General features: G+C 46.8%; 8 protein-coding genes and 1 pseudogene. 3 read left to right on the top strand and 6 right to left on the bottom strand.

Annotated features, from left to right (window positions below; all coding sequences use genetic code 11):
- Positions 1–18: 18 nt before the first annotated feature.
- Positions 19–1569, top strand: coding sequence for an ATP-binding protein (locus DWW90_RS15675; RefSeq protein ID WP_122332736.1), 1551 nt, complete (start codon positions 19–21; stop codon positions 1567–1569).
- 118 nt (positions 1570–1687) lie between these two features.
- Here the strand turns inward: DWW90_RS15675 and DWW90_RS15680 are convergent, their stop codons facing one another.
- Positions 1688–3628 (bottom strand): TlpA disulfide reductase family protein, encoded by a 1941-nt coding sequence (locus DWW90_RS15680; protein WP_122345640.1) that lies wholly within the window; start codon positions 3626–3628, stop codon positions 1688–1690.
- A 48-nt stretch (positions 3629–3676) separates the two neighbouring features.
- A complete protein-coding gene (locus DWW90_RS15685) occupies positions 3677–4351 on the bottom strand; it encodes an ABC transporter ATP-binding protein (RefSeq protein ID WP_115500299.1) in 675 nt (224 codons plus the stop codon).
- A 442-nt stretch (positions 4352–4793) separates the two neighbouring features.
- Here DWW90_RS15685 and nudC point away from each other — a divergent pair, with 442 nt between their 5' ends.
- Entirely contained in the window at positions 4794–5567 is a 774-nt protein-coding gene (gene nudC, locus DWW90_RS15690) for an NAD(+) diphosphatase (protein WP_122332734.1), read from the top strand.
- A gap of 94 nt (positions 5568–5661) precedes the next feature.
- Positions 5662–7761, top strand: a complete 2100-nt coding sequence (locus DWW90_RS15695; RefSeq protein WP_122345641.1) for a S9 family peptidase — start codon at positions 5662–5664, stop codon at positions 7759–7761.
- Between the two features lies 1 nt (position 7762).
- On the opposite strand, the gene DWW90_RS15700 is transcribed toward DWW90_RS15695, so the two are convergent.
- The 4 genes and pseudogenes from DWW90_RS15700 to DWW90_RS15715 form a co-directional block, all read right to left on the bottom strand.
- Positions 7763–8269, bottom strand: a complete 507-nt coding sequence (locus tag DWW90_RS15700; protein ID WP_122345642.1) for a hypothetical protein — start codon at positions 8267–8269, stop codon at positions 7763–7765.
- 107 nt (positions 8270–8376) lie between these two features.
- Positions 8377–9030: a DUF4858 domain-containing protein gene (locus DWW90_RS15705; RefSeq protein ID WP_122345643.1), complete on the bottom strand. Its 654-nt coding sequence runs from the start codon at positions 9028–9030 to the stop codon at positions 8377–8379.
- 116 nt (positions 9031–9146) lie between these two features.
- A pseudogene (locus tag DWW90_RS15710) lies at positions 9147–9404 on the bottom strand (ORF6N domain-containing protein); the annotation flags it as partial.
- A gap of 903 nt (positions 9405–10307) precedes the next feature.
- Positions 10308–12665, bottom strand: coding sequence for an ABC transporter permease (locus tag DWW90_RS15715; RefSeq protein ID WP_122345645.1), 2358 nt, complete (start codon positions 12663–12665; stop codon positions 10308–10310).
- Between the last annotated feature and the right edge of the window lie 11 nt (positions 12666–12676).

Genomic DNA, 12676 nt, shown 5'->3' on the forward strand with positions numbered 1-12676 from the left:
ATTCTAAAGCAGAAAGATATGAGCAATAAAATCTATCCAATCGGCATCCAAAACTTTGAGAAGATTCGTAAAGGCGGTTATTTCTATGTAGACAAAACCGCCTTGATCTATCAATTGGCTAAAACGGGCAGTTATTACTTCCTGAGCCGTCCGCGCCGTTTCGGCAAAAGTTTGCTCATCTCGACTCTCGAAGCTTACTTCCAGGGAAAAAAGGAACTGTTTGAAGGATTGGCAATGGAACAGCTTGAAAAAGATTGGATCAAACATCCGGTCCTGCATATTGACCTGAATATAGAGAAATATGATCGACCGGAAAGTCTGGATAATATGTTGGAAAAGATATTGTCCGATTGGGAAAGCCTTTACGGTGCAAACCCGTCCGAACGCTCTTTCTCGTTGCGTTTCGCTGGAATCATCGAGCGGGCCTGCAAACAGACAGGCCAGCGTGTCGTGATCCTCGTGGATGAATATGACAAACCGATGTTGCAGGCCATTGGCAATGAAGAGTTACAACAAGCATTCCGCAACACACTGAAACCCTTTTATGGAGCCTTGAAAACCATGGACGGCTGTATCCAGTTCGCTATGTTGACGGGAGTGACCAAGTTTGGAAAGGTAAGCGTATTCAGTGACCTGAATAACCTGGAGGATATCTCGATGTGGAATGATTATGTTGGGATATGCGGTATTAGCGAGTGTGAAATCCATGAAAACCTGGAATCCGAGCTTCATGAATTTGCTGTTGCACAGGAAATAACATATGATAAACTTTGTGCTGAATTAAAGGAATGTTATGACGGATATCACTTCACTCATAATTCTATCGGTATTTATAATCCGTTTAGCCTGCTTAGCGCTTTCAAACGCAAGGAGTTCGGCAGTTACTGGTTTGAAACAGGCACGCCGACCTATTTGGTGAAGTTATTGAAAAGGCACCATTATAGTCTGGAACGGATGGCGCATGAGGAAACCGATACCCAAGTGCTGAACAGTATCGATTCCGAATCAACCAATCCTATTCCTGTGATTTATCAAAGCGGTTATCTTACGATTAAAGGCTATGATAAAGAGTTTGGCGTATATCACTTGGGTTTCCCTAATCGGGAAGTGGAAGAAGGATTTATTCGGTTTCTTGTTCCCTTTTATACAAGCCTGGATAAGGTGGAATCTCCGTTTGAGATCCAGAAATTTGTCCGTGAAGTGCGTGCCGGTGATTACAACTCTTTCTTTCGTCGTCTGCAAAGTTTCTTTGCAGATACTACTTATGAACTCATCCGTGAGCAAGAGTTACATTATGAGAATGTGCTTTTTATCGTTTTTAAACTGGTCGGCTTCTACACGAATGTAGAATACCACACCAGTGAAGGGCGCATAGACCTGGTCTTGCAGACAGACAAGTTTATTTACGTTATGGAGTTTAAACTGGACGGCACGGCTGAAGAGGCTTTGCAACAAATCAATGACAAACATTATGCCCTTCCTTTTGAGGCTGACGAACGTAAACTGTTTAAGATAGGCATCAACTTCAGTGCAAAAACAAGGAATATAGAGAAGTGGGTGGTGGAATAGAAATATAATCCGCTGCATGCTGAATTGTTTCAGGAAAAAACGTACTTCAGTTCTTCACGTTAGCAGGCTGATCCCTGAAAACAATAGAGCAAGCAGCATCTTATACATAGTAACTATCCTATTTCTCCAGCTCTTCCGTGATCATCTCTTTCATCTTCTCGGCTCCCATGAAACCGACTTGGAAATGCTTCGGTGTGCCGTCTTTGGCGATGACCATATAAGAAGGAACACCCTGGACACCGAATTTGTTACAGATGTATGTCCATTGGGCATCTGTCATTCGGTAATGTTCGCCCTTGATGTCCGGGATCATTTGCTCCCAAGTCCCTTTCGGAGAGTTCTCGCCGGCCAGGTAAAGGAATACGACATCTTTGCCAACGAAGTCTTTTTTCACCGGCTCGGATTGTTTCATCGCAGCTTTGCACGGACCGCACCAAGTTGCCCAGAAGTCAACGAATACCACCTTTCCGCGATAAGGTGTCGTGATGGCATTGAACAACTCTTCTGCCGGGATCTCGGCGATATTCACACGGTTGACGGTGTAGCCGGATTTCTTTTTATTCTCCTCGATAAGCTGTTTGACCTTGTTATTCATCTGTGCGAAAGCTTCCCGGAAGACCGGAGATATTTTACCGGCCTCAGCAATCTCTTCGTCGCTTAGCGGCTGGAACTCTTTTATCGGCTTGGCCAGCCGTTGTGCGGCAAGCAGGTCGAAGAGCGTTCCTTTGTCTGTTCCCATGACTTTGACCAGGTCGGCCGTATTGTCCGGGACTTCGCCCTTAACTGTCCTTTCTTCTCCCGTGAAGTTCGCATATTGGATATACGAGATCAGATAAATAGAAGTGCCGTCATACAACATGAACGGATTGTTGCATATGAACTCCGGTATGAAGTTGTAATATTCTATCGTTGGCACCACTTTCTTATAATCCGTCATAACCGAGTCGCGCGGGATCTTGTTGACCGTCCGGTAAGCATATTCCGTCATATTGGTGATACCGAACAACTGTTCCGCCAAGTCTTTATTCAGACTGTTTAGCAGAAGCGTGCGGTAAGCGTCGCTCAATTCCGTGTGGCTGTCCAATGTCGCTTTCTCCTTTTGGTAGCGGTCCATCCAGTATGCCTTGAACTGATCTGCGTTCATGGCGCTGATGTCGACAAACATTTGCATGTATTCGTCCTGCGTTCTGGGACTGACCGATACAAAACTGAGGGACGAATTGCAAGCCTCGTTGTTGAGGGCGGCAAAGGCTCCTGTAAAGTAATATTTCTCACCTAAAGACGGTTTGTCCTGTTGTTTCTTCGACTTCGCCCGGCATAGTTCAGGGAAGTTGACTTCAACCGTTGTCGTCTCTCCCGGTTTCAGATATATCTGCCCGTTCATAAAGTCGCCGACAATATTCAGGTTCGTCGGATGGTACAGCGGAACTTCCAGTTTGAAATTACCGTCCGGTTGCACAGCGATGTTATATTCGTCCGTACCGCCTGTCAGCATATTGAACGCCCACGCACGTCCTTTCAGTTCCATTTCCGGTTTATAGCCTGCGATATGCCCGTTCAGCACGGCTGTCCCGATTTTGAACTCCGGCTTTTCCAGTACGGGAGTTTCCTTCGGGTTCTTTTTCCCCGCTAAAGGTGAACTGGCAGGCGAGCCGTCCAGGTGTATGTTCCAGATTTTGAAGGCGCCTTCATCATTGCCTTCAATAAAATCGACCGTCTTCGTTCCCTTTGGCAGAGGAGGAAAGACCAGTTGGAACGAACTTGTCCCCGATTCCGGCATCCAGTGTTCCGCACTAAGTTCGATGCCGACACCGTTCCTGATCGGATATTGCTTGCCGTCGGCTTGCAGGTAGGTTTCTTTGGCAACCCGTATCCAGTATTTCGGATGGAAGTAAGCGTCGATATAAAAGACTGTAGCCGTGTCGCTCAAGGCTATTTTGTCTATTTCCAGCGTTGTCGAGCTCCATGCGTCAAAAGCGGGCTGTTCAACTACGCGTTCCTGTGCCTGCAATCCTGTACAGCAGAGGAGTAATAAAAGTAGAGATAGAATCTGTTTCATAAGTAATTCGATTTACGATTGATGCCGGTAATATACGAGTTTAAAAGCTTAAATAACCGTCTCTGTCACCACCTGTCCGTCGAACAGGTTGATGATGCGGGAAGCAAAGCCGGCGTCGTGCTGGCTGTGCGTAACCATGACGATCGTTGTTCCTTCCTTATTCAGCTCGTTGAGGAGGTTCATTACTTCCTGTCCGTTTTTACTGTCCAGGTTACCGGTCGGTTCATCGGCGAGGATCAACTTCGGATTCGCAACTACGGCGCGGGCGATTGCGACACGCTGTTGCTGACCGCCGGAAAGTTGCTGCGGGAAGTGTTTTTCGCGGTGGGCGATTGCCATCCGTTCCATCGCTTCCTGTACTTTCTTCTTCCGTTCGCCGGCCGAAACACCCATATAGAGCAAAGGCAGCTCGATGTTCTCGTAAACATTCAACTCGTCTATCAGGTTAAAACTCTGGAAGACGAAGCCGATGATTCCTTTACGCAGCTTTGTACGTTGAGCTTCCGTGTATCGGGAAACCTCGATCCCGTTCAGGAAATATTCCCCGGACGTCGGGTTGTCCAGCAATCCTAAGATGTTCAGCAGCGTAGATTTACCGCAACCGGAAGGCCCCATTATGGCCACAAACTCCCCTTCTTTTACTTCTATGTTAACCTGGTTCAGCGCTAACGTCTCCACCTCTTCCGTGCGGAAGATCTTTTCTAATGCAACAGTTTTAATCATGGTGTGCTAAATTTGTTTACAAGATCTATGGCAAAAGTCGTGCCATATCTATAAATGTCTTGTATATAGAAAGTTGTCGATTGATGAGACATCCTGTATTGTGCGTATCCGAACTGCCGCCGTGCGGATAAGCACACTTTAGCTTACATCTCGGTATGGCTTAACCTTTTCTTGCCTGCCCATTAGCCCGTTCTAAGCGTTCTATTAGTCGTCCGCTTGCCGCCGAACGATCGTCCGCCGCCCAGTGAACGATCGTCCGCCACCAAGCGAACGATCGTTCGGCGCCCGGCGGACAACTAATGAATGCAATGAAACGGACTAATGGGCAGGGATGTTTGACTTAGTTCTTCCTTATGTTTCGGATAAAAGGTCTATTTACACCGGAAATGTAACGATAGTTGTAATTTTTCCGTATGTTTGCGAAATCAAAAGAAATAGATATATGGAAACGACAAATAACGCATCCCGATATTGGTATGTCTTCTATAACGACCAACTCTTATTGCAAAAGAAAGCCGAAGGCTATACAATCCCTTTTACCGATAAAGCGCCTGTCGCAGTCGATCGTTCACTTCCCATAGAAATGCAGGACGGGACAGAGGCGATGGTTGCTTTTACCGATGCGCCGTTGGAGGAAACGGACGCTTTCCTGCCGATGGGACTCCGGGCTTCTTACGACTATATCGACCGATCTTTATATGACCAGGCGGGAAAGGCTTACGAGATTGTCTATTGGGATAAGCATAGCCGTTTCTGCCCGGTGTGCGGTACGCCGACTGTGCAGGAAGGGCCGATCATGAAGAAGTGCCCCGCATGCGGGAATGAGATGTTTCCGGCGGTGTCGCCCGCAATCCTTGTTTTGATAAGGAAAGGGGAAGAGATTCTGCTGGTGCATGCACGGAACTTCCGGGGGACGTTTCACGGGCTTGTCGCCGGTTTCCTGGAAACAGGCGAGACGTTGGAACAATGTGTGGAGCGCGAAGTGCGCGAAGAAACGGGGCTGTCGATCCGGAATATCACTTATTTCGGCAATCAACCTTGGCCGTATCCGAGTAATCTGATGATTGGTTTTATTGCCGATTATGCAGGTGGGGAGATTCGGCTTCAGGACGAGGAACTGAGCTCCGGTTCTTTCTTCTCGAAAGACAATCTGCCGGAGATACCGCGCAAGCTGAGTTTGGCGCGTAAGATGATTGACTGGTGGTTGGGAAATTAATAATTAATAATTAATCGTTATGAACTGGGGTGTAACTTGTAAATCGATCGTTATGAGAACTAAGGCTTTATGTTATCTTTTGTGTCTGTTGGGTATGGCTTTCGGGGCGGGGAACGCGTCTGCGCAGGTCACGCGTGCCGATTACCAGCGTGCCGACACGATTCTGAAATGCTCCGAACTTGTCTATTCTCCTGCCGTTCATCCTGAATGGATAGACAGTTCACACTATTTCTGGTATAAGAATCACGAGAAGGAGGGAGACTTCTTCTACCTTGTCAATGCCGAGAACGGGAAGAAGCAGCGTGCAGCCGATAAGAAAGGACTGGCGGCATTCTTCTCTAAAAAGCAAAAACAACTGGCGGAATCTCTCTTGAAAGAAGAAGAGCGGAAGCCGGACCGTTGGCGTCGCCGTGATGAGGCACCGGAGCCTGTTGTCTCGCCGGATAAGAAGTGGGAGGCTTATGTGAAGGATAATAACCTTTATCTCTCGCCCGTTCAGGATGAGAAAGATAAAGGGAAACAGAAGGAGGAGATCGCCTTGACGATGGACGGGACGACGAACCTGCGCTATGATGGCGGGGCTATCATCTGGTCGCCCGACTCGCGTAAGTTAGCAACGGTGAAGGTGCGCGACGTGAAGGAACGCCGCATACCGCTGATCGAATCCAGTCCGTCCAGCCAGAAACAGCCGATCCTGCAATGGCGCGATTACGCCAAGCCGGGAGATGTATTGCCTGTTTACCTGCCTGTTCTCTTTGATGTGGAAGCGCGCAAACAGGTTGCGTTGGATGTCGCTCCCTACGAAAACCAGTTCTATCTGAACCTGACCGGCTGGCGTGAAGACAGCCGTGCGTTTACGTTCGAGTTCAACCAGCGCGGACATCAACGCTATGTCATCGGCGAAGTGAGTGCGGCTGACGGCTCTATCCGCCATTTGGTGGACGAGCAGACGAAGACATTTATCTACTATTACAATAACTATCGCTACGACCTGAATGACGGGAAGGAACTGCTTTGGATATCCGAGCGCGACGGATGGCGTCATCTTTATCTTATCGACGGCACGAACGGACAGGTCAAACGACAGGTGACAAAAGGCGAATGGGTTGTCCGGCAGGTCGATCATGTGGATGAGGCCGGCCGCGTAGTCTACTTCACCGCCTCCGGTTTCAACAAAGGGGAAGATCCGTACAACCTGCATTACTGCCGTATCAATCTGGACGGGACAGGCTTTACGGATATGACGCCTGAAGACGGGAATCACCATGTGACATTCTCTGCCGACCGGAACTATTTTACCGATGTCTATTCACGTCCCGACCTGCCTCCGGTAAGCCTGTTGAAACGGACGGCTGATGCCTCTCCGGTTGCTGAACTTCAGAAATGCGATGTCAGCGGCTTGCAGGCGAAAGGCTGGCAGATACCGGAAGTATTCTCGGCAAAAGGACGTGACGGCAAGACGGACATTTGGGGAAATATCTATCGCCCGATGAACTTCGATGCTTCCCGTTCGTATCCGGTTGTGGAGATGATTTATGCAGGTCCGCACGACTCGCATGTCGACAAGGACTTTAAACCGGCTCATCATCTGATATCCAAGCTGGTGGAACTCGGTTTCATCGTTGTCTCCATTGACGGGATGGGTACGTCTAACCGTTCGAAGGCTTTCCACGATGTATGTTGGAAGAATCTGAAGGATGCAGGTTTCCCGGACCGTATTGCCTGGATGAAGGCGGCAGGGGCGAAGTATAAGTATATGGATTTGGAACGTGTCGGCATCTACGGCTGGTCGGCCGGCGGACAAAATGCGATGGCGGCTTTGCTGTTCCATAACGACTTCTATAAAGTGGCGGTTGCCCTTTGCGGTTGCCATGATAACCGGATGGATAAGATTTGGTGGAACGAGCAGTGGATGGGTTATCCGATCGATGCTTCATACAGTGCCTCTTCGAATGTGGACAATGCTTACCTGTTGAAAGGCAAGCTGCTCCTGATCAATGGCGAGCTGGACGACAACGTGGACCCGGCTTCCACTCTTCAGGTGGTCAGCGCCCTGATGAAAGCCGGCAAGAACTTCGAACAGCTCTATCTGCCGGGCAAGACGCACAGCTTGGGCGGCCCGTTCGAGATGCATAAGATGCACGATTTCTTTGTCAAGAACCTCTTGAACCAGGAACCGCCGGCGTGGGAATAAGTTAGCGGTTCTCGATCGTGTCGAGCCAGATTTCCAGACAAACCTGCGGATAGAGTTCCATTGTCTCCTGTACGGTTGTCGAGGCCTTCATCCGGTTGGCAATCTCGTCGGCCGTATCGGGATAGGCAGTTTCGATCAGGTCGTTCAGAATAAAAGAGAAGAAATGCGGCTTCCGTTTCAGGTAGCGGTCCATTAATAGATAACAGGTGGCGGGAGAGGATGTCAGTATCTGGTTTTTCAGGTCTGCGTACTCTTCCGTTTCCATGTATTGGTAGGGCGTGTTCTCTGTGCCCATTTCATCGCATTTGTTGAAGAAGGCGGTGAACTTCTCATTGAAGAGGCTTTTTTCCGTGCGTGATGCCATCTTTACTCCGGCGTTGATACGGTCACGGAGGTCAGGTGTAACCTTGAACACATCCGGTTCCGAATAGTCCTCGCTGCTGCAAGCACCCAGCAAAGCGATTATGATGAATGCCAACAAGGTGGCTAATAGTTGTATCTTTGTCATACTGATTCTCCGATTAATGTTTCTTACATACTTATAAGACGTTAAATAACACGGAATTGTTGCAAAGGAGTACGACTTTTTTTGTGGAAAGTGATTATTCGGGGTGCTTAGTCGACCGGAACCGGAGTTATCACGCGTGTTGTATCTTTCATCTGTAACGAGTCTTTGTGCAGAAGAAGCGTGTCTTGTCCGGCTATCTGCGGATTGTCTTCTGCAAATTTCTTCTTTTTCTTGATGATATCGGGCGTTGGCAGGTTGTTGTAGTTCTTCCATGTCCCGTCGCGTTTCGCGTTACGTCTATGTATATATGATTTCCGGCTGGTTAGTTCCGCTATGTCTAAAGTCGCGAATCCCGTATTGTAGGAATGGTTCGCAGGATCATTCTTCCAGGCTTTCAGCATATTCTCATAAACCGGTATTATTTGCCCCGGTTTCGGTCCGTATAGCCAAAAGACGGAAGGCGGTAAATCTTTCAATGCTATTTTGCGCCGGGTAGAGTCTGTCTGTATATATTCGGAAAAATCTTTGATGATCGGCAACGGGGTTACGGGAGACAGCTTCATGTTCGACGCCGGCTCGTCCAAGTTGATAAACGAACCAGATTGGATCGCTTTCATCGTCTCAGGATTCAGTTCCAGCTTTTCCTTGCCGGATAAAACGTTCTGAAGCCAGACTGAATCCTTTTTTGTCCATTGTTGTGCCGAGAGATAATCAGCTCCCTTCAGACAAATCAACATCACTATAAGTAGCTGTTTGCGCATGAAACCTATAAATTTGCAACGAAAGTAAATTAAGTTAGTGTTACTTTATTCTATAATTAGTGTAATTAGTCTTATCAATTTAAAATGTTAATTGTTTTTGGGATGTGTTGACTAAATTAGTCTTTGGTTCTCTTTTTTACTGTTCTTTTTACCTTCAGGATCGCAAGGTTCAGCTCGACGGTCGATTCGCTTTCGGTGAAGTCGCCGTCCGTTTCCTCTACCGCTTTGGGGCTTTTCAGAATGGTGGCGAGCATGTAGAGGCCTTTTTCGGTAAAGGCTTTTGCATTAACGCGTACTTTGGAGGATATATTTGCGGTCGAAATTTTCGACCGCAAGGGGTACATCTCTTTGTTTGTCAACTCGATAATGTATCCTGAAAGAAACTCACTCGATAATCATTTGGGATAAATAAACTCATTATTTGCCAGAACTGAAGCAATAAATTATCATTTACAGGTTCACTTTTTCTTATATTTAGACTTTCTGCAAATTGAAAACTTACAATAACCCCCTTTCAAATATCTACAAGTAATCCTATTAAAGGGACTCATATCTCAAGTCCACAGAGGAAGAGGCTTTGCCTCTAAACTCTAAAATCGTTCGTTGAAACGAAACGGCAAAAGAGAGCCTACGGCAGAGGGGCTTATTGTATAAAACGCATTTTACAGCCTCGAAAGATGACCGAAAGCAAACAAATGTTAATCCGCTTTTCAGCCGTCAAAAAGGGGCTTTTTCCTCTGATCCGGCACCTTATCGCCATGAAAAGGGACTTTATTGCCCTGATCTGGAACTTTGTTGCTCTGAAGTCGGACTTCATATAGCACAAAGTCAACCTTCAAAGCGATGAAGCGTTACTTCAAAGCAGTTTTCTGCGCACCTCACGGCAACAAGCCTCCAAAATTTCCTTGGGATATTTGGAGCGCCGTCCGCCTTCGTTCGCAAATAATCGATTCTCCGGGAGTTAAGGTTTATCACTTTGACAGTGTTTCCGGTTTTCGATAATCAAATTGTACGCTTTTCGGAATGGGCCCGGCACCTCATTTCAGCTGTTGTCAGCCGAGCCGGTTAAAACCGTGAAAAGAGTCAATCCAAAATCGATCAAGATTTCGGATGAAATAGAAAAATGGCTGAAATAGGGGTTATTGTAAATTCATCAGGTTTGCATTTATCCGTTATTGATTCATTATTTCCAGGTTTAAACTGATCCGTATAGCCGGCCTCATCCTTGTGTTTATCCCCGATGATACGTTTTTCTACTTCCTGTTTAGCAATAATCTTTACTCAGTTTTGATTGTTTCTGCCGGATTCAATCGTGAAATCAGCCAGATGCGATAGGCGACGGTTACGCATACGATTGTTGTTGTCAGAAAGATAATCTCTAACCATATAAGAGGATTATTCAGCCATCCCGGAGAAATGACTGCCTCGGAGTCGGTTAATGCATGTAGGAATAAATAGACAATCGCTAAAGAAGGAATAGCCGCAATAATCAACAGGCGGATGTACAACTTCCCGAATAAGAGTGCTATTACGCGGGGACCTGCCCCATTGATTTTCCGGATGGCAACTTCCTTTTGGCGGCTGTGCGTATCGAGCGTAATGGCGGAATAGATGCCCAGGATCGTTATGATTAAACTGATGATAGAGAGCAAAGTGAACATATCGCTCATCAGTTCCGAGCCTCCGTTATACCGGAAACGTTCTTCCTGCTTGGTCGTCAATTCGAAAGGAATGGATTCCGGCAGGCGGTTGTGAACAATACGGAGTATCTCTTTCCGGACGTTTTGTTCCTGGCCGGGTACACATTTGACGTAGACGGTGCTGTAGTTCGGCTTGTCAGGTACAGACAGGAATGTGAAGCGGTGATATTGGTTGGCCTTTACGATCTGTTCTTTAGTGTAGAGCGGTTCGAATGGCATTTGTTCGTATATGCCTGTGATCTGGTAAGTCTTGTCTCCCAGTTGTACGGATGAAGGATTATTCTCTCCGTCTTTTTCCAGTTCCCAGATCAGTGAGCGTGAAACGGCTATTTCATTGGGCGCTTGTGGCATTCTTCCTTCTATCTTCAGATTCATAAAGTCCGGGTAATTACTGCTGACGACGTGCTGTATGCCGTGTACGGCCTCTTCCTTTTTCGTTATGTAATCCGGGTAGCCTCCTATATTCTCCGATAAAATATCTTTTACACCCGCAAGTGCATGGATGTGGGAAACTATTTCTTCTTCATGGCCTTGCAATTGCGGTTCCCAAAGTTCTATTTTCCAGATACGGGTGCATTCTTCTTCGGTCAGCGTGTTATTTCTTTTCTCGTCTACAAGGTTATGGATACTCCCAAGCCCGATTGCACCGGCAACAAAGAGGAAACAAATGAATAGTTGCACGCCCAGCATAAAGTTGCGTACGCCATGCTTCTGTTGTCTGGTCCCTTTTATCCCTTCTGTCAGCGAAAGCCGCCTGATACGGAAAATAGCCCAGGTAGCAATCAGCAGGCAGATGATAAGTAGAATGCATAAGTATTCCATCTCCTGCCAAATCAGGGTAGGTGTGTGGATAAATACATCCTCGTCGATCAGTTCTTGGCTTGCCAGATATTGATAATAAACGGGAATGACCCATTCGATCAAAGCAAGGCTTACTAAAGCCGATAGAATAAAGAGAATAGCGATTTCACTAAAAAGCAGACAGAACAGTCCTGTCGAATCGGACCCCAAGCATTTCCGTAGGCTGAGTTCACGTGTCCGGTTATAGAACGATTGGATACAGAACTTGAGGAAATTGATCATGGCTGCAACCAGTATCAAAGCTCCGATCACCGGAATAAGAAGTGTTGCGCTGAGATTGTCCGGTTTGTGCATTTCCTCTTTTAAGGTTCGTACTGCAAGGTAATTGTCGTTTTCGTTTCCGAAAGCCGGTATTTGTTTTTGCAACCGTTGGTTTATCTCTGCACTTGAAACGTCTTTGTCCAGCAAGACAACCGGGTTCTCATATCTCCTTTCCGGGTTTATTGCGGAGGTTTCCAGGAAGTAGAGGTCTTTCTTTTCCTGTACTCCATCCGGTAAATCCCGGATGACTGCGCTGATCGTGGAGTATCGGATTGCGGATGTATCGTTGTCTGCCTGGCTGAAATAGAGTGTTTTACCAAGAGGCGTTTCATCGCCGAACATTTTCTTTGCAGATGATTCGCTTATCCATACCTCTCCCGGTTTTAATATCGGTGTCTGTCCTTCCGGAGTTCTCATGCTGAAGATCGCAGGAAAGTCTGCAGTGATGTTCAGAAAACTACACTGGAACGGAACCTCTTTTTGTCCGGCTTTACAAAGGGTAATATTAGCCTTTGTAAAGCCGTATGAGTAGGCAATCTTTTCTATTCCGGTTACAGGATTACTGATCAATGCTTGTAGCTCCTTGCCCGGTATGTAAGGTTGTTCATAACTGTTCTTTGTCGACTTGATATAAATGTTGGCTATCCTGTCACTATTTTCCCAGGCTGTGAACTGATTGTTGTATCTCCTGATGTAATAGGAGGTCATACTGAAACAGAGCAACCCGATAGCGATTCCAATGATGGAAAGCAAGTATTGGACTTTGTTTTTGAGTATTTGCCGTATGGCTATTTTTAAGTAGTGCTTTAACATGATGTTATGTT

The organism is Parabacteroides sp. AF17-28 (assembly GCF_003479205.1).
Lineage (GTDB): Bacteria > Bacteroidota > Bacteroidia > Bacteroidales > Tannerellaceae > Parabacteroides > Parabacteroides acidifaciens.

Excerpts from the sequence above, each read along its gene's own strand:
- DWW90_RS15675 (WP_122332736.1), top strand. The coding sequence starts at position 19 with ATGAGCAATAAAATCTATCCAATCGGCATCCAAAACTTTGAGAAGATT.
- DWW90_RS15680 (WP_122345640.1), bottom strand. The coding sequence starts at position 3,628 with ATGAAACAGATTCTATCTCTACTTTTATTACTCCTCTGCTGTACAGGA.
- DWW90_RS15685 (WP_115500299.1), bottom strand. The coding sequence starts at position 4,351 with ATGATTAAAACTGTTGCATTAGAAAAGATCTTCCGCACGGAAGAGGTG.
- nudC (WP_122332734.1), top strand. The coding sequence starts at position 4,794 with ATGGAAACGACAAATAACGCATCCCGATATTGGTATGTCTTCTATAAC.
- DWW90_RS15695 (WP_122345641.1), top strand. The coding sequence starts at position 5,662 with ATGGCTTTCGGGGCGGGGAACGCGTCTGCGCAGGTCACGCGTGCCGAT.
- DWW90_RS15700 (WP_122345642.1), bottom strand. The coding sequence starts at position 8,269 with ATGACAAAGATACAACTATTAGCCACCTTGTTGGCATTCATCATAATC.
- DWW90_RS15705 (WP_122345643.1), bottom strand. The coding sequence starts at position 9,030 with ATGCGCAAACAGCTACTTATAGTGATGTTGATTTGTCTGAAGGGAGCT.
- DWW90_RS15715 (WP_122345645.1), bottom strand. The coding sequence starts at position 12,665 with ATGTTAAAGCACTACTTAAAAATAGCCATACGGCAAATACTCAAAAAC.